Source organism: Microbulbifer sp. TB1203 (assembly GCF_030997045.1).
Lineage (GTDB): Bacteria > Pseudomonadota > Gammaproteobacteria > Pseudomonadales > Cellvibrionaceae > Microbulbifer.
The window spans coordinates 595,256-613,031 of record NZ_CP116899.1 but is presented as its reverse complement, the minus strand read 5'-3'; the positions used below and the strand labels follow the sequence as shown (position 1 = coordinate 613,031).

General features: G+C 62.7%; 17 protein-coding genes. 2 read left to right on the top strand and 15 right to left on the bottom strand.

Translation table 11 applies throughout. The features are described 5' to 3' along the window. Window positions 1-163 precede the first annotated feature (163 nt). Both PP263_RS02590 and PP263_RS02585 read right to left on the bottom strand, forming a co-directional pair. A complete protein-coding gene (locus tag PP263_RS02590) occupies window positions 164-1,483 on the bottom strand; it encodes an MFS transporter (RefSeq protein WP_308366813.1) in 1,320 nt (439 codons plus the stop codon). 29 nt (window positions 1,484-1,512) lie between these two features. Beyond that, window positions 1,513-2,334: a p-hydroxycinnamoyl CoA hydratase/lyase gene (locus tag PP263_RS02585; protein ID WP_308366812.1), complete on the bottom strand. Its 822-nt coding sequence runs from the start codon at window positions 2,332-2,334 to the stop codon at window positions 1,513-1,515. 141 nt (window positions 2,335-2,475) lie between these two features. Here PP263_RS02585 and PP263_RS02580 point away from each other — a divergent pair, with 141 nt between their 5' ends. Next, window positions 2,476-2,931 (top strand): MarR family winged helix-turn-helix transcriptional regulator, encoded by a 456-nt coding sequence (locus PP263_RS02580; RefSeq protein WP_308366811.1) that lies wholly within the window; start codon window positions 2,476-2,478, stop codon window positions 2,929-2,931. Window positions 2,932-3,090: 159 nt separating this feature from the next. On the opposite strand, the gene PP263_RS02575 is transcribed toward PP263_RS02580, so the two are convergent. The 13 genes from PP263_RS02575 to PP263_RS02515 all read right to left on the bottom strand — a co-directional run bounded on the left by PP263_RS02575 (window position 3,091) and on the right by PP263_RS02515 (window position 16,400). Next, window positions 3,091-4,107 (bottom strand): aromatic ring-hydroxylating dioxygenase subunit alpha, encoded by a 1,017-nt coding sequence (locus PP263_RS02575; protein ID WP_308366810.1) that lies wholly within the window; start codon window positions 4,105-4,107, stop codon window positions 3,091-3,093. A 22-nt stretch (window positions 4,108-4,129) separates the two neighbouring features. Continuing rightward, the gene (locus PP263_RS02570) at window positions 4,130-5,695 is read right to left on the bottom strand and encodes an AMP-binding protein (protein ID WP_308366809.1); all 1,566 of its coding nucleotides are present in this window, start codon (window positions 5,693-5,695) and stop codon (window positions 4,130-4,132) included. Window positions 5,696-5,732: 37 nt separating this feature from the next. Further along, entirely contained in the window at window positions 5,733-6,902 is a 1,170-nt protein-coding gene (gene pobA, locus PP263_RS02565) for a 4-hydroxybenzoate 3-monooxygenase (RefSeq protein ID WP_308366808.1), read from the bottom strand. Window positions 6,903-6,939: 37 nt separating this feature from the next. Further along, the gene (locus PP263_RS02560; RefSeq protein WP_308366807.1) at window positions 6,940-8,337 is read right to left on the bottom strand and encodes an aldehyde dehydrogenase; all 1,398 of its coding nucleotides are present in this window, start codon (window positions 8,335-8,337) and stop codon (window positions 6,940-6,942) included. A 164-nt stretch (window positions 8,338-8,501) separates the two neighbouring features. After that, entirely contained in the window at window positions 8,502-9,488 is a 987-nt protein-coding gene (locus tag PP263_RS02555) for an aldo/keto reductase (RefSeq protein ID WP_308366806.1), read from the bottom strand. A gap of 21 nt (window positions 9,489-9,509) precedes the next feature. Then, window positions 9,510-10,460, bottom strand: coding sequence for a Gfo/Idh/MocA family oxidoreductase (locus PP263_RS02550; RefSeq protein WP_308366805.1), 951 nt, complete (start codon window positions 10,458-10,460; stop codon window positions 9,510-9,512). A gap of 34 nt (window positions 10,461-10,494) precedes the next feature. Continuing rightward, window positions 10,495-11,334, bottom strand: a complete 840-nt coding sequence (locus PP263_RS02545; RefSeq protein WP_308366804.1) for a class III extradiol dioxygenase subunit beta — start codon at window positions 11,332-11,334, stop codon at window positions 10,495-10,497. Between the two features lie 4 nt (window positions 11,335-11,338). Beyond that, on the bottom strand, window positions 11,339-11,734 hold the full coding sequence (gene ligA, locus PP263_RS02540) for a protocatechuate 4,5-dioxygenase subunit alpha (protein ID WP_308366803.1): 396 nt from the start codon (window positions 11,732-11,734) through the stop codon (window positions 11,339-11,341). Between the two features lie 23 nt (window positions 11,735-11,757). Further along, entirely contained in the window at window positions 11,758-12,666 is a 909-nt protein-coding gene (locus tag PP263_RS02535) for an amidohydrolase family protein (RefSeq protein WP_308366802.1), read from the bottom strand. A gap of 2 nt (window positions 12,667-12,668) precedes the next feature. Then, window positions 12,669-13,688, bottom strand: coding sequence for an amidohydrolase family protein (locus tag PP263_RS02530; protein ID WP_308366801.1), 1,020 nt, complete (start codon window positions 13,686-13,688; stop codon window positions 12,669-12,671). A gap of 6 nt (window positions 13,689-13,694) precedes the next feature. Then, on the bottom strand, window positions 13,695-14,603 hold the full coding sequence (locus tag PP263_RS02525; protein ID WP_308366800.1) for a DUF1932 domain-containing protein: 909 nt from the start codon (window positions 14,601-14,603) through the stop codon (window positions 13,695-13,697). Beyond that, the gene (locus PP263_RS02520; protein ID WP_308366799.1) at window positions 14,600-15,709 is read right to left on the bottom strand and encodes a 4-oxalomesaconate tautomerase; all 1,110 of its coding nucleotides are present in this window, start codon (window positions 15,707-15,709) and stop codon (window positions 14,600-14,602) included. Before PP263_RS02520 ends, PP263_RS02525 begins: the two co-directional genes overlap by 4 nt. 1 nt (window position 15,710) lies before the next feature. Beyond that, on the bottom strand, window positions 15,711-16,400 hold the full coding sequence (locus PP263_RS02515) for a 4-carboxy-4-hydroxy-2-oxoadipate aldolase/oxaloacetate decarboxylase (protein ID WP_308366798.1): 690 nt from the start codon (window positions 16,398-16,400) through the stop codon (window positions 15,711-15,713). A 149-nt stretch (window positions 16,401-16,549) separates the two neighbouring features. Here PP263_RS02515 and PP263_RS02510 point away from each other — a divergent pair, with 149 nt between their 5' ends. Further along, a complete protein-coding gene (locus PP263_RS02510; protein WP_308366797.1) occupies window positions 16,550-17,749 on the top strand; it encodes a LysR family transcriptional regulator in 1,200 nt (399 codons plus the stop codon). Window positions 17,750-17,776 lie beyond the last annotated feature (27 nt).

Below are 17,776 nucleotides of genomic sequence, written 5' to 3'. Positions count from 1 at the left end.
ACTTCAGCTCGTCATACGACTGCTATACAGTGTAGCTATCAATCAATATATTGCAATATTTCATAGCACTTCAACTTGTAGGATGGGCAAAGCGTAGCGTGCCCATCAAGGTCCCGGAAGATGGGCACGTCGCTACGCTCCTTTGCCCATCCTACGGCCGAAACTAGACGCGTGACAGGACACCGGCCTTGCCGCGCCGGAGCAATAACAACAGCATCACCGCCGCGACCAGTGACCCCATGGCCATGACAAAGGCGACGCTGGACAAACCCTGGCCACTTTCAAACAGCAGGCCGGCGACAATGGGCCCGAGGGCTGCGCCGCCCCGCCCCAAGCCGATAACAAAGCCCGTGCCCCCGGCACGCACTTCCGTGGGAAAGGACTGGGCGAAGATAGCGTACATACCGACGATGGCGGAGTTGGTGAAAAAGCCCGCCGCCGCGGCCACCAGGGCCAACTGCGTGAGATCCGCCTGCCCCCGACCGAATACGCAGACCATGACCGCTGCCCCCAACAGGGCCCCCAGTACCAGGGCCCGCACATTGAATTTGCGCGTCAACAGGCCGAGCAGGATGGAGCCGATGGCCCCCCCCACATTCGCCCAAACCAGCACGCCGCCGGCCAGGGAAGCGGAGAAACCCATGTCCACCACGATTTTCGGAATCCACTTCAGGATGAAGTAAAACGTCATGATGTGGGTGAAATAGGCTGCGGTCAGCAATATCGTGGTAGATGCCAGGCCGGGGGAAAACAACTCTGACCAGGAAGCGCGACGCACCTGCGCGAGCGCTTCCGGCAGCGAGGTGAGCGGCGGATGTCCCATGCGCGCCAATATGCCATTGATTCGCGGCAAGGCTCCCGCCGGACGGCGCTGCAACAGATAGGAGACGGACTCGGACAGGAACAGCCAGACCAGGGGAATCATCAGCGCGGTGACGGCCCCGCCGAATTGGAACACGGCCCGCCAGTCGAAGCTCGCCAACAGCACCGAGGCGATCGAACCACCCACGATCACCCCCAGGGGATAGCCGGTTGCCATGATCGCCACATTGGCATTGCGCCAACGGCTGTTGGAACACTCCGCGGTCATGGCGTTGGTCGCCGCCAGCATACCGCCGATACCCAGGCCCGTAACCAGGCGGATAACCGAGAGCATGTATACGTCGCGAGCCAGGGAGGCGAGAAACATACCGCTGCTCATGATCAGCAGACAGCCGAGGATAGTCGGCCTGCGCCCTGCCCGGTCAGCGACGCCGCCGAGAACCACCGAACCGACCGCCATGCCGATCAGTTCCATCGACAATACGACACCCAGCATTCCCCGGGAAATACCCCACTCATCGGCAATGCCCGGCGCGGCAAAACTGATGGCCAATACGTCGAAGCCGTCCAGTGCGTTGAGTAGGACACAAAGGATTACCGCGATGACCTGCAGGCGGCTCATCGGCGCATTGTCGAGCAATTGCTGTGGGGATGGTGTCATTATTATTTCCCGTGTCAGTGAGTGAGCTTTCAATCACCCTGCATATTGAGTTCGTAGGCCCCCAGGCCGGGTTTGTAGGTCTTGTCGTCGATAAACTGGCGAATGCCCTCCTTGCGCCCCTCGTTGTCAAAACTGTTGGCGGCCTCCTGGGCCCGCACCAGGTAATCCTCCGCGTTGTCGTAGGTCATCTCACCCACCCGGCGCACGGCATCCTTGGTCGCCTTGAGAGCCACCGGGTTTTTCTCCAGCAGCACATTGGCCACCTCGATGACCCGGTCTTGCAGTTTTGCCAGGGGCAAGGCCTCGTTGACCAGCCCCCACTCGGCGGCCTTGGCCCCATCGATATTCTCCCCCATCATGGCGTGATACATGGCATTGCGGAAGCCCATCAGCTCCACCGCCACTTTCGTTGCGCCACCGCCGGGCAGGATACCCCAATTGATCTCGCTGAGACCGAAGGTCGCCTCCTCGGCGGCAAAGGCGAGGTCGCAGGCGAACAACGGTCCGTAGCCGCCGCCAAAACACCAGCCGTTCACCATGGCGATGGTCGGCTTCTGGTACCAGCGCAGGCGCTGCCACCAGCCGTAGGCCTCACGCTGGGACTGGCGCACGGCGCCCAGGCCTTTCGCTTCAGTTTCGCGGAAGTATTCCTTGAGATCCATGCCCGCGCTCCAGGCCGAGCCCTCCCCGGTCAATACCAGTACCCCCACATCGTCGCGGAATTCCAGTTCGTCCAACACCTCCCGCATACGGCGATTCAGGGTCGGACTCATGCAGTTGCGCTTCTCAGGGCGATTGAATCGCACCCACGCGATGCGGTCACGCACGTCGCAGGCTACTGTGTCAGTCATATTGCTCTCCATTCATAAAAGCGGATAGTGACCCGCAGGGGTCGATGCGGTGATAATGGGAAGGTGCACCATGCGCCTGCCAGTTATGCTATAAAACATAGCATTCAATAATCGCAACTGCAACTAATAGAACTGACTGACATGACGACAAAGCGCCCTCCCCTGAGCGACCCCACCGACAACCTGCTGGGCTACCATCTGCGCCGGCTATCTGTTCTGATCATGGCCGACCTGTCCCGATCACTGGACAGCCTGGACCTGCGCCCTACCGAAGCCACGGTGTTGATGGAGATATCCACCAATCCCGGCATTACCCAAAGCCGGATTGGCAAAATTCTGTCCATCAAACGCGCCAACATGGCCCCACTCATCGCGGGCCTGATCGAACAGGGCCTGGTGGAGACCGCGCGCAAGGACGGGCGCTCGCTGGCACTGACACTCAGCGCCAAAGGCAAACGCGTTAACAAAAAGGTGATGTCGGCTATCGCGGAGCATGAAGATCGCTGTTTTGCCGTGTTGGGCAAGCGGGAAAGGCGGGAGCTGACCGAGCGCATCCGGGAGCTGTGGCAGCACCTGGACACGATTGAGCCGGAATAGGGGCCTATTCACGGTATGTCCCGCCACACGGCACTCACTGCGCCTTGCCTTGCGAAAAAACGGCCTCCGTACGGAATAGCAGGGCTATTTCAAGCTTTCTCAACGCAGAGTTGAGCGCTTTGGCACAGCGAGCTGTTACACAACTTTACTCATCGCCCACTAGATCAAGGTGTCAATAATACGGCGCGCAGCGGCAATGCCCGAGTCGATTTTGAGAGTAACCATGCGAGTTTCGCCGCCTCTGTCCATCGCTCTCTGCTGCCCCTCCAGCATTGCCACATCCTCCAGAAATACCCCCTCAATCCGTTTCTGGATATCGGCAGTCCGCTGTGCGTTGCCGCGATCAAAATTACGCACGAAATTCCACAGGTAGAGCGTGTTGCGCTCGTCTATCGGCGTGATGGCATTGATCACGTAAGCGTTGACCCCCTGCTCGCGATGTCCGTCCGGGCCACCGGTTCCAGCCACGGCAACCCCGACGTCGATGGCGATACAGGAAGGCGGAATAAAGCGGATAATCTGCCAGCGGTCACAGTGACCCTGATATTCCAGCGCGTTAGCGATTTCCGCCTTCCAGAAAGGCGCCGGGTCGTGATCGGGAATAACGCGGCGGACACTGACCTCGCCGTTTTCCACCGAGGTGTCGACCGGTGCCCCCGGCAGTTTCTCGTCACCGATGGTGGTGGAATGCACGTAGGTTTCGTGTGTCAGATCCATCAGATTGTCGACCAGTAATTTGAAATTGCACGCGATAGTCAATGTGCCGCCTTCTCCCACCCAGTCCGGGTGATCGTTCCAGCGTAGGTCGGGGATCAGGCGTTCATCCACCTTGTCGGTGTCGCCAATCCAGACCCAGACAAACCGGTGTCGCTCACTCAACGGGAAAGCGCGGACTCGTGCTTTCCTGGGTGGACACTCCTGGCTGGGCACGCGTGTACAGACGCCCTCGCCATTGAACTCCAGGCCGTGATAGGGGCACTGGAGGTCGCCGTTGTCCAGCACCCTTCCCATGGATAGCGGAGCCTGGCGATGCCAGCAGCGGTCGGCCAGTGCCACGGCCCTGCCATCGGGTTGCCGGTACAGGACGATGTCCTCTCCGCAGATGGTCCGGGCCAACGGTTCGTTGGTGACGTCCTGGCTCCAGGCCGCCGCATACCATTGGTTCTGGGGATACATGGCTTTCTCCTTCGGGGGTTGATCATGTCATTATCGAAATCGCCATCTCTCGCAGAGCCAGCCTGTCGATCTTGTTGACACCGGTGCGCGGCAGGCTGTCGACAAAATGTACTTCTACCGGCCGCTTGTACTTGACCAGCCGCTCCGCGCAATAAGCCAGTACATCCTCCTCCGACATGGAAACACCCGCTTCAAGCGCCACGAAGGCCACCAGCACTTCACCCAGGCGCTCCTCCGGTTTCCCGACCGCCGCCGCCTCGGCGATACCGGGCTTGGTCACCAGGCACTCATCCACCTCCCGCGGGTATACGTTGTAGCCCCCGGAGATGATCATGTCTTTTTTCCGGTCCACCAGGTAGACATAGCCTTCACTATCCACGTAGCCGATATCGCCGGTGTACAGCCAGCCATCCCGCAGTGTGGCGGCAGTCTCCCCGGAGCGATTGCGGTAGCCCCGCATCACCTGGGGGCCGCGCACGCGCAGTTCGCCGCGTTCACCGAGGGACAGCACCCGATCGCCCCGCTCCAGGTCCACGATCTGCAGTTCCGTCTCCGGCACGGGATGGCCCACCGACATGGGGCGGGGCTCCCTGTCGCCCGGGTTGAGGCACAGCGGCGCCCCTTCCGACATGCCCCAGCCCTCATAGAGATCGCAACCGGTCAACTCGCGCCACTTGCGATGCAATTCGGCGGAGCTGGGGGCGCCTCCCGTGAGACTGTACTTCAACGATGAAAACGCCAGCGTATTGGTCAGCGGGTGACTGGCCAATCCGGCATAGATAGGCGCGGGACCACCGCCGAACACCGTTACCTTGTGGTCCCCCAGTGCCCTCAGTACCCGTTCGGGGTCATAGCGCGGCACGATGATGTTGGTGCCACTGGCATAGACGGGAACCAAAGTGGCATAGCCCAGGCCCCAGATATGGAACATCGGGGCGACGCTGAGAAAGCGCTCGCCGCCGAACTCCAGGGGCCACATTGCGGCGTGCTGGTAAATGGAAAACAGCAGCGACCGGTGAGTGTGATCAACCCCTTTCGGCGCGCCGGTGGTTCCCCCGGTGTGAATGAGCAGGGCCGGGGAATCGGGCGCCGGCAAGGGCTCGCACGCGCCGGCAGCCTGCGCACCGGACGACAGTCGATCGATATCGCCCGGGACCAGGGGTAGGACAGATTTCACCCCGGCTTCCGAGGCCAGCGCCCCGGCTTTCTCCCGCATCTCGTCACTACAGATGATGGCCGCAAACTCCGCCGCCGATACGATGGGCAGCAGTTCCCGGTGTGTAAAGAAAGGGTTCAGTGGAGCCAACTGCGCCCCCGCGGCCATAACAGCGAAACTCGCCACCACGGTTTCGATGCTGTTGGGCAACATCACGGCAAGCCGTTCCCCGGTATGGCCCGTCTCCCGCAGCCGCAGGGCCAGGCCGGTCACTGCCCGGCCCAGTTCAGCGTAGGACAGACTTCTCCCTTCGCAGATCAGCGCGGTGCGGTCCGGCGTGCGCTCGACCGAAGCGTACAGCATGGCCACCAGGGAATCGTAGCGGGGTAGCGAATCCGAAATGCCGCGAGTGGATGTCAAATGCGATTGCATACGCTGGTCTCCTGTTGACATCAGCGGCCACCGCTTATCAAAGGGGCAGCCCGACGTAGTTTTCCGCAATCGCCGTCTGCGCCGCGGTGGATGAGGCGATGTAATCCAGTTCCGCCAACTGCATGCGCCGCTCGAAGGCGCCCTCATCGGGGAACCTGTGCATCAGGCGGGTCAGCGACCAGGAGAAGCGCTCGGCTTTCCATACACGCGCCAATGCGCGGCTGGCGTAATGTCTCAGCCCCTCTTCGTCATCGCGGGTAAACCAGCCGATCAGCGCGTCGGACAAGTAGGCCACGTCGGAAGCGGCCAAGTTCAAACCCTTGGCCCCCGTGGGGGGCACAATATGGGCGGCGTCACCGGCGAGGAACAGGCTGCCGTGGCGCATCGGCTCGAACACGTAGGAGCGCAGGGGCGCAATGGACTTTTCCAGCGACGGGCCGCGGGTCAAACGCGCGGCGGCCTCCGGCCCCAGGCGTAAAGCCAACTCATCCCACAAGCGATCGTCCGGCCACGCCTCCAGCGGCTCATCGATCGGGACCTGGATGTAATAACGGCTGCGGGTGTTCGAGCGCATGGAAGCCAGGGCGAAGCCGCGCTCGTGATTGGCGTAGATCAGTTCATCGTTGCAGGGCGGCACCTCGGCGAGAATACCCAACCAGCCAAAGGGATAGAGCCGTTCGTACTCCCTCCTCCGGCTACCGGGGATCGCCTTGCGCGAGGGGCCGTGGAAGCCGTCGCAACCGGCTATAACCCGCGCCTGTAACCGTTGCTGTACACCGTCCCGGAGAAAAGTGACGGAGGGAGCGTCACTTTCGACACCGTGCAGGGCCACATCCCCGGCTTCCCAGATGATCTCGAGATCCCGCCCCGGTGCCGCCGCGATCAGGTCCTTGGTCAGCTCTGTCTGGCCGTAGACCATCACCTGCTTGCCCGTGAGTCGGGCAACATCGATATGGATCAGCCGCGCCCCATCGGCGAGATAAAAGCCGTCGTGTGGCAGACCTTCGCCGTGCATGCGCTGATTGATTTCCAGGCGATCGAGGATATCCGTCGTGGTGCGCTCCAATACCCCAGCCCGAATGCGCCCCTCCACGTACTCCCGCGACCTGCGCTCCAGGACAACGCAGGCGACACCGGCCCGGCGCAGCAGGTGCCCCAACATCAGCCCCGCGGGGCCCGCTCCAATAATCGCGACTTGGGTTTTCATCGAATCACTCCGCAGGTGACAGGCTGAACCGGGAGGCTCAGATGGGATAGTGCCCCGGCTCGGTTTCCAGGGTAATCCAGCGCAGCTCAGTGAACTGGTCGATACCCGCCCTGCCACCGAAGCGCCCGTAGCCCGACGCCCCAACACCGCCAAAAGGCATTTGCGGCTCGTCGTGCACCGTCGGCCCGTTCACATGGCAAATCCCCGAGCGGATACGGCGCGCGACCCGCAAGCCCCTTGCGCTGTCGCGGGTAAACACCGCCGCGGACAGGCCGTACTCACTGTCGTTGGCAATGCGAATGGCATCCTCCTCGTCCGCGGCGCGGATGATCGCCACGATCGGGCCAAAGCTCTCGTCGCGGTAAATGTCCATGTCGGCGGTCACACCGTCCAGCACAGTGGCCGGCATCACCACCCCCTCCGCCTTGCCACCGGCTACCAGGCGGGCCCCCTTCGCCACGGCGTCGTCGATCAATGCGTTGACGCGGTCGACGGTGTCCCTGTCCACCACCGCACCCAGGGGCGTTTCACCCTTGGCCGGATCCCCCGCCGGCATGGAGCAGGCCTTTTCCGCAAACCTACCGACAAACTCGTCCGCCACGGCATCCACGACCACCAGGCGCTCGGTGGACATACAGATCTGTCCCTGGTTCATAAAGGCGCCGAAAGCCCCGGCTTTCACCGCCTCATCGAGATCCGCGTCCTCCAGTACCAGTAGCGGCGCCTTGCCTCCCAGCTCCAATAAGCAGGGCTTGAGATGTTCCGCCGCGCGTTTGGCGACAATCCTGCCGACCCGGGTGGAACCGGTGAAATTGATGCGCCTCACCGCCGGGTGATCGATCAGGGCACCGACCACACCATTGGCATCTTCCGGGGCATTGGTAACCACGTTGACCACCCCTTCGGGGAAGCCCGCTTCGGCAAACGCCTCCACCACCAGCTCATGGGTGCGAGGGCAGATCTCCGACGCCTTGAGAATGACACTGTTGCCGCAGGCCAGGGGCACGGCAATCGCGCGCACGCCGAGGATGATGGGCGCATTCCAGGGGGCGATACCGAGGATCACCCCCACCGGTTCACGGACAGCCATGGCGACGCAACCGGGCTTGTCGGAGGGAATCACTTCGCCGGCAATCTGCGTGGTCAGTCCCGCCGCCTCGCGGACCATCCCCGCGGCCAGCATCAGGTTGAACATGGCCCAACCCTCGGTGGCACCGACCTCCTGCATCATGGCCTCGACAAAGTCGCCGCGACGCGCCTCCAGGGCATCCGCGGCCTTGACCAGCACAGCCCGGCGGGCGTTGGGGCCCATTGCGGCCCACTCCGCGCTGGCGGCGCCTGCCGTGTCACAAACAGCCTGTGCTTCCTCGATGGACATCGCCCGGGCAGAGCTGGCGACCTCCCCGGTCAGGGGATTGATACGTTGGAAATTCATGAGCGGCCTCTCTTATTGTTATTACCTCTGTCTCATCGCACCGGGGCGCCGATAACGACGCCCGCCTCATATATTGCTATACGACATTACAATAATTTTGACGATATTGCACCCCCAAAAAGCTGGGAATAAGAAGCCACTACCCGACTCGTCCCCGCTTCGGATCAAACGTAATCCTCGGTATCAATTTCCGCCTGGGTAGCCGCCCCATACCGCGGACCACTGACCGTATTGGGTCCGATCAGTTGCGAGGCCTTCACCAGAATGTCCTCGCTGACCCCGACAGAGGCAGCGGCGAGATTCTCTTCCAGGTGGGCAAGCGACCGCGTACCGGGAATGGGGATAACGCAGGGGTCCTGCTCCAATAGCCAACACAGCGCCAGCTGGCTCATGGTGCAGCCCGCCTCCGCGGCCAGCTCCCGGAAATCGTCGCGCAAGCGGCAGTTGAGCGCGAAGTGCGGTGACTGAAAGCGCGGCATATTGCGGCGGATATCCCCGGGCTCCAGCGCCTCCGGATCGGTGACCGAACCGGCGAGGAAACCGCGCGCCAGGGGACTGAAGGCCACCAGCGCCGCACCCAGTTCCCGGCAGGTGTCGAGCAATGCAATTTCCGGATTGCGGGTCCACAGGGAGTACTCGGTTTGCACCGCCGCGATGGGGTGCACCGAATGCGCTTTGCGCAGGGTATCGGCGGAGACTTCCGACAGGCCAATCGCGCCGATTTTGCCCTGCTCCACCATCCGCGCCATGGTGCCGACGCTGTCCTCGATGGGCACGGATTTGTCCCAGCGGTGCAGGTAGTAGAGATCGATATGGTCCGTCTGCAGGCGCCGCAGGGCTTCCTCAAGCGTGGCCGTGAGTGTCTCGGGCCGGCCGTCGATCACCCGCTTACCGTCCACCCCGGTCATACCGCACTTGCTGGCGAGGAATATCTCGCCGCGCAGCGGTTTGAGCACCTTGCCGACCAGTTCTTCGTTCCTGCCAAAACCGTACAGGGCCGCGGTATCGAAATGACGCACGCCCAGTTCATGGGCCCGCAACAGCAGCTCCGCGGCATCCGCCGGAGCCGGCGGCGTGCCGTAGGCGTGACTCAGGTTCATACAGCCCAGGCCTATGGCGGGCCCCTGCCAGTCCGCGATACGGCGCTGCATCACTTCCCCCTTTTCGGCTCGTTATTTGGCATTTTCCAGCTGCTGTTCCAGGTCGTAGAGTACCTTGTAACACGGCAGCACACTGGCAACGCTGGCGTTGGGCTCGCGCCCTTCCCTGATCGCGGCAAAGAATTCGCGGTCCTGCAGCTCGATGCCGTTCATGGACACGTCCACGCGGGACACGTCGATGGGCTCTTCCCTGCCGTTGACCAGATCGTCGTAACGCGCGATGTAGGTACCCTTGTCGCAGATGTAGCGGAAGAAAGTGCCGAGGGGGCCGTCGTTGTTGAACGACAACGACAGCGTACAGATCGAACCCGCACGGGTCTTCAGCTGGATGGACATGTCCATGGCAATGCCCAGTTCGGGGTGGATGGGACCCTCCACGGCATTGGCCGCGATCACCTCGTCGCCAGTCTGGTACTGGAACAGGTCCACCGTGTGGGCGGCGTGGTGCCACAGCAGGTGGTCGGTCCAGGAACGCGGTTCGCCCAGGGCATTGAGGTTACTGCGGCGGAAGAAGTAGGTCTGCACATCCATCTGCTGGATGTGCAGCTCGCCGGCGCGCAGCTTTTTGTTCAGCCATTGATGGGAGGGATTGAAGCGGCGGGTATGGCCCACCATGCAGACCTTGCCGGTCTCCCGCTGTACCTTGAGTACCTCTTCCGCATCCGCCCAGCTGTCCGCCAGGGGAATTTCCACCTCCACGTGCTTGCCGGCGCGCATGCACTGGATGGCCTGCACGGCGTGCATTTGCGTCGGCGTACACAGGATGACTGCGTCCACTTCCGGCAGGGCCAGGCTCTCTTCCAACTCCGTGGTGGTGTGAGCCACACCGTATTTTTCCGCCACCTGGCGGTTCTTTTCCTTATCCCGACCGATGATGGAAACCACCTCCACACCGTCGATATTCCGTATGCCATCCAGGTGCTTGATGCCAAAGGCGCCGGGACCGGCCAGTGCAATTTTCATAACTGTGACTCCCGCAGAAATCGGTTTCCAGGTTTTAAGAGTTTTCCAGAATCAAATGCCCCACCGCGGTGTTGGAGGCGGGCACATGGTAAAAGCGATGTTTCTCGGTGACCCTGTCGTCGAGGGCGCCGCGCATGACCAACCACATCACCAGTTCGATGCCCTCGGAACCGGCCTCTCGCATGTATTCCACATGGGGCATTTGTGACAACCCCTCCGGGTCATTTACCAGGCGCTCGAGAAAATCGTTGTCGAACTCGCGGTTGATCAGGCCCGCGCGCGGCCCCTGTAATTGGTGGCTCATGCCGCCGGTGCCCCAGACCTGCACATTGAGATCGCCGTCGAAACTGTCCACGGCGCGGCGCAGCGCCTTGCCCAGCTCGTAACAGCGGCGCCCCGAGGGCGGCGGATAGAGCACCACATTGACGGCGATGGGGATCACCTTGCAGGGCCAGGCCCCGGGCTGGCCGAACATCAACGACAGGGGCACGGTCAGCCCGTGGTCCACGTCCATCCTGTTGACCAGGGTCAGGTCGAAGTCCTGCTGGATCACGGACTGGGCAATATGTGCGGCCAATTCCGGATGCCCCACCACTTCCGGCACCGGGCGGGGGCCCCAGCCCTCGTCCGCGGGCGGGAATTTCTCCCCGGTGCCAATCGCGAAAGTGGGCATCAGTTCCATGCTGAAGGCGGAGGCGTGATCGTTGTAGACCAGCAGGATCACGTCCGGCTTCTGCTCCTCGATCCACCGTTTGGAATACTCGTAGCCCTTGAACAGCGGCGCCCAGTATTCCTGCTGTGTTTTGCCGAGATCGATGGCGGCGCCGATCGCCGGTACATGCGAGGTGGTCACACCCGCGGTAATTCTGGCCATGGTTTTACTCTCCCGCGGTTTCGTTCAGGTAGCGGTTGCCTTCCGGCGAGCGGCCGCCGGACAACATCATCTGTGCGTATTCCTCCTGGCTCATACCGGTCATGGTGGCCGCGGCGTGCTGGAAACTGAGACCGTCAGTGGAAAAAATCTTGGCGAGAAAATAGATGTTGCCGCCGAGGTCGATCATGCGGTTGTAGTCGCGCTCCAGCACCGCCTGCTTCTGCGCTTCCGTCATCGACCACTCGTCCAGGTAGGCGCGCTCATCCGCCTTGAATCGTTCGCGGTTGTCCGCCTTCATCAGCGACATGCAAAACTGGTTCAGGTGATAGCCGACCCGCGCCATGTCCGCATCGAAGACAGTGGTGCCCGGTATATCGGCGTAGGGTTTGTCCAGGGACATAAGGTTCTCTCAGTCGTCGGTTCTCAATTCCAGTAGAGGCGCATGGGGTTATCCACCAGCAGCTTGTGCCGCAGCGCTTCAGTGGGCGCGATTCGGGGAATGACATCCACCAGATGGCCGTCGTCCGGCATATGGCTTTTCATGTTCGGATGGGGCCAGTCGGTGCCCCACAGCACCCGGTCCGGGAAGGTTTCAACGATGCGCCGCGCAAAGGGCACCACATCGGCATAAGCCGGCGGCCCCTGCTGCGACAGCCGTTCCGGGCAACTGACCTTGGACCAGAAGTTCGGGTTTTCCCGCAGCAGCTTGACGAACAGTTCAAACTCGGGGCCGTCCACGGGCTTGCTGACATCCGGCCGGCCCATATGGTCCACCACCACGGTCGTCGGCAGCGCGGTGAAAAAATCGTACAACTCCGGAAGCTCCCGGGCCTCGAAATAGATAACAATGTGCCAGCCCAGCGGTTTGATCTTCTGCGCGATATTCTCCAGCACATCGAAAGGCAAGGCGTTCACCAGGCGTTTGACGAAGTTGAAACGCACACCGCGCACACCGGCGGCATGGAGCCCGGCCAGCTCTTCGTCAGTGATATCGTTCCCCACCGTCGCCACGCCCCGCGCCAGACCGTTCGAGTGCTCGAGGGCATCCACCAGGGCGCGGTTGTCGGCGCCGTGGCAGGTGGCCTGTACGATAACGTTGCGGCTGAAGCCCAGGTGGTCCCGCAGTGCCCAGAGCTGCTCCTTCGAGGCGTCACAGGGTGTGTACTTGCGCTCCGGCGCAAACGGAAACCGGGCGCCCGGGCCGAATACATGGCAGTGGGCATCCACCGCGCCCGGGGGCGGTACAAACCGCGGCTTGCTCGGCGACGGGTGGAACGGCAGCCAGTCGGCGTCCATGGTAAAGGGCGAAGGCGCTGTGTTTGTTTCGCTCACGTTTATACCCCCCGCGCTTTCAGCGCCTTGTCCAGCCGCGGGTAAACCCTGCGCGCGTTGCCTTCGAAGACCTGGTAGCGCTGCTCTTCGCTGAGATTCAAGTTGTCCAGGTAGCGCTTGGTATCATCGAAATAATTGCCCGTCTGCGGGTCGATACCGCGCACGGCCCCCACCATTTCCGAACCGAACAGGATGTTGTCGATATCGATCACCTCGAACAACAGATTGATGCCCGGCTGGTGGTACACGCAGGTATCAAAGAACACGTTTTTCATCACGTGTTCATCCAGCGGAGGTTGTTTCAGCATGTCCGCCAGGCCGCGGTAGCGTCCCCAGTGGTAAGGCACGGCGCCGCCGCCATGGGGAATGACGAAACGCAGGTCCGGGAAATCCCTGAACAGGTCCCCCTGGATAAACTGCATAAAGGCGGTGGTGTCCGCATTGATATAGTGGGCGCCGGTGGCGTGGAAATTATGATTGCAGGAGCCGGACACGTGGATCATCGCCGGCACGTCCAGTTCCACCATTTTTTCGAAGAACGGATACCAGCTCCTGTCGGTGAGCGGCGCCGAAGTCCAGTGTCCGCCGGAGGGATCGGGGTTCAGGTTACAGCCCACGAAACCCAGTTCGTTCACGCAGCGCTCAAGCTCGGCGATGGAGTGAGTGATGGACACGCCCGGAGACTGGGGTAACTGGCAGACGCCGATGAAAGTCTCGGGATAGAGATCCACCACCCGCTTGATCAGGTCGTTGCAGGCGCGGGTCCACTGCTGGGACACCGCGTCGTTCCCCAGGTGGTGGGCCATGGCCGAAGCGCGCGGCGAGAAGATGGTCATATCGGCGCCGCGCTCGCGCAGCAGGCGCAGCTGGTTCTGTTCGATACTCTCGCGGATCTCGTCGTCGCTGATCCGCGGCAGTTCCGGCAGTGGCTTGCCGGCTTCGAAAGCGGCCAGCTGCGCCTCACGAAACGCTTGATGGGGCGCGGGGGCGGTGGTGTAGTGGCCGTGACAATCGATAATCATGGTCCCTTATTCTCCCTTGGTCGTGGAGGAGGTGAAATCGGTGCGAATGCGATCCAGCATGGGGACAAGCTCCTCCTCCGACAGCGCATCGGCAAACCCCGGCGCCCAGGCCTGGCGCTCGACGCAGGCGCGGCTCATCCAGGGATCGAGCCCCGCGTCGGCAACGGTCCGCGCCACCTCGCGCATTTCTTCCGACCGGCGCACACCGTGCTCCAGCGTGCGGGAAATCAGGTAGCGGGCGTGTTGCGCCCAGTCGGGGAGTGGGAACAGATCGTTGAGGGAGGTGAGAACCTCCTCCTCCACGCCGTAGTGCCGGGCCGCGAGCAGAGACTCAGAAATCAGCGCTTCCATTCCCTTGACGATGACGCTGCGGCACATTTTGGTGGCCGCGGCCCGCCCCGGCTCGGCGGAATAGAAGCTGGCGCCGGCAAAACCCAACTGCCGGGCCAGCGGTTCGAAGGTTTCCGCGTGCGGCCCGGCCAGGAGAATGGGCGAGCAAATGCGGCGCGGGCCGATGGGGGACATAACGGACGCTTCCACGTAGCGGCCACCGGCGGCGTCGACCAGATCGGCCGCGCTGCGCTTGGTCGAGGGCGCCACCGAATTGAGATCGAGAAACCAGCAGCCCTGAGGCAGGCCCGGCAGCACCGACGCCGCGGCGGCCAGGTCCTGGTCGGCGGTCACGGCGGAGATAACCAGCTCGCAGCCGGCCGCCGCTTCCCCCGCGCTGCGTGCCGCGCTCACTCCATCCCGCGCCAGCAGTGCATCCCGTGTACGGCTGGGCGCCGACCCGGGGTTGTCAAACTGCCGATCCCAGAGCCGCAGGGCGGTACCACCCCGGACCAACAGATCCCGCGCCAGGATGCCTCCCACTTCACCCAGCCCCAGCAGGGCCACCTGTCGAATCGCACTCATACCGTTTTTATCTCCGCATCCACCGCCGCGCCAGGCACCATGACCTCGCCGCGCATCAGCAGGCGGGCAGTGCGCAACAGGGCGGCCCGCCGCACCTGAAAACCGGATACCGCGCCGCTGCCGGCCACGTCCATTTCCACCGTAAAGAACCCGGTGGGGTGTTCGATATCCATCCGCGTGGCGCCATCCTGTGGCGTGAGTCCACTGACCTGTTGCGCCACCGATCCGGGCAGCAGGCAGCCGGTGGCCACGCTGACCGAGCCGAGCACGCCAATGGCCTCGTGCACCCGGTGGGGGATGAAGGTCCGGGTGGAGACAGCACCACCGTTCCGGGCCGGCGAAACCAGGCACATCTTGGGTACGGTTTTGTCCGATACATCGCCGAGCTGCATAGGCTCGCCCAGGGCAAGCCGTATGGTCTCCAGGCGCCGCTTCAAATCCGCGTTGGCCTCGAGCTCGGCGGGAGTTTCCGCACCGCTGATACCGAAGTCCGCCGCCCGCATCAGCACGACCGGCATACCGTTGTCGATGCAGGTCACCGCCACGCCTTCGACGCTGTCCACCGCGTTGCCGGTCGGCAGCATGGCGCCGCAACTGGAACCCGCGATATCGAGAAAATCGAGCAGTACCGGCGCCGCGCTGCCGGGAACGCCGTCGATGCGGGCATCGCCCTGGTACCGGACCTCTCCACCGGGGGTTTCCACCCGGGCGATGGCCAGGGCACCGGTATTGACCATATGGATGCGAACGTCGGTAAATTCGTCCCCCGCCGGCACCATGCCCTGCTCTATGGCAAAGGGACCGACGCCGGCCAGAATATTGCCGCAGTTCTGTCCGTCACTGACCTCCGCGCGCTCCACCACCACCTGCAGGAACAGGTAATCCACGTCGGCATCGTCGCGCCGGGAGGGACCGACCACGGCCACTTTACTGGTCAACGGATGCGCCCCACCCATGCCGTCGATCTGGCGTGCATCGGGGGAGCCCATGACCGCCAGCAACAGACGGTCGCGGGCGGAGGGCTCGGCAGGTAAATCGGAAGCGCGGAAATAGAGCCCTTTGGAAGTGCCCCCCCGCATCACCGAACAGGGAATCGCGGCTTGCAACTTACAGATCCTCCAGGGATTCCACGTAACGCAGCCCCTTCTCGGCCAGGCGTTCGCGCATGTTGTAGATGTCCAGGCCCAACTCGCCGGCGGCGAGCCGCTTGCGCTTTTCTTCCTCGTTGATCAGGCGCTTGCGTATTTTCTCCGCCGCTTCCGCGGCGCCCTGCCGGGGCACCACCACCACGCCGTCGTCATCCGCCACCACCAGATCGCCGGGATTGACCAGCGCGCCGGCGCAAACCACGGGGATGTTGACGTTACCCACGGTCTCCTTGACGGTGCCCTGGCAGAACACCGCCCGCGACCAGACAGGAAAACCCATTTCGGTCAGGGTGGCGATGTCCCGCACGCCGGCATCGATCACCAGGCCCACTACACCCCGCGCCTTCAGGGATGTCGCCAACAGGTCGCCGAAGTAACCGTCCTCGCAGGGGCTGAAGGGCGAAACCACCAGCACATCCCCCGGCCGGCACTGTTCCACCGCCACATGGATCATCCAGTTGTCTCCCGGAGCCACCTCACAGGTCACCGCGGGGCCGGCGATTTTCGCGGGGCGGTAGATAGGGCGCATATATGAAGCCATCAGCCCCCTGCGACCCTGCGCCTCGTGTACGGTTGCGGTTTCGGCGCCGGCATATTGCGCCGCGATATCCTCGGGGACGCGCTCAATATTGGTTACACAGACGCCCATTCAGCCTCCTCTTGTTTGATATGAACAGTTACTAAAAACTGCAAATCGGACGCTGCTCATTATTATCCAAAGCGCTTGAAATGCTATGTCCGATTACTGTCATACCCCATTAGATTTTTCTATAATGGCGTTCCCGACAAGGAGTGACCATGGACACTGTTCCCAACCTGCGGCATCTGGCTGCCCTCGCCGAGGCGGGCCACAGCGGCAGTATCAGCTCGGCGGCTCGCTCCGTGCACCTTTCCCAGTCCGCCGTGACCCAGGGCCTGTCCGGCATTGAACGGATGCTGGGGGCCGAACTGTTTAATCGCACCACTTCCGGCGTATTCCCAACGGCGGCGGGCAGGGTCTACCTGGAACGCGTCGAGCGCGGCCTGGCCTGGCTGAAACAATTGGAACGCGAGGCTAGCGGGCGCGGCGGCCAACAGGGATTACGGCGCTTGCTGACCGCAACACAACTGCGCGCACTGATCACCGTGGTGAACACCGGCAGTTTTAGTCACGCCGCCAACCAGTTGGGCCTGAGCCAGCCCAGCGTACAGCGCGCGGCGCGGGAGCTGGAAACCGTCAGCGGCCAGGAGCTGTTTCGCCGCTCACCCTTCGGTGTCGAGCCCACCTGGCGGGCACGGCAGATGGCCCGTTACGCCAACCTGGCCTTCGATGAAATACGGCAGGGTTTTGACGAGGTGCGCTCACTCACCGGGGACAAGTTGGTCGCCAGCCTGGCAGTGGGCAGCCTGCCCCTGGCCCGAACACGCATGGTGCCCCAGGCAGTCTCCCGCTTATTGCAGGTTTACCCTGAAACGCGGGTAAAAATTGTTGACGGCCCCTACGATGAACAACTCCACGCATTGCTACATGCCCAGATCCACATGATCGTGGGCGCCTTGCGCCACCCCCTGCCCAGCCCGGATATCCGGCAGGAGGTTCTGTTCGACGACCCCCTGTACATCGTGGTGCGGCCCGGCCACCCCCTGCTGGCGAAACGGCGGGCCAGCGCCAGGGAACTGAGTCGACTGGACTGGATTGCCCCCCGTGAGCGGACCCCCGCCCGGAAAGCTTTCAGCCGCTTTTTCCAGCGCGAGAAGCTAACACCACCGGAGCATGTGATCGAGTGCAGCTCGCTGGTCGCTATCCGGAGCCTGCTACAGGCTACCGATCGGGCCGCACTGTTACCCGCGCGACAGGTGGAAGTGGATGTGCAAGCCGGGCTGCTGGCGGTGATGCCGACCCCTCTGGCGGGCACCACTCGCGCCATTGGCATTACCACGCGCAACGACTGGAAACCCACCGCTGTGCAGGCGAGGTTTATCGAATTGCTTCGCGATTTCTCGACTCAGCGCGACTGACAACCGCGCTATCCGAAACACCGCTGT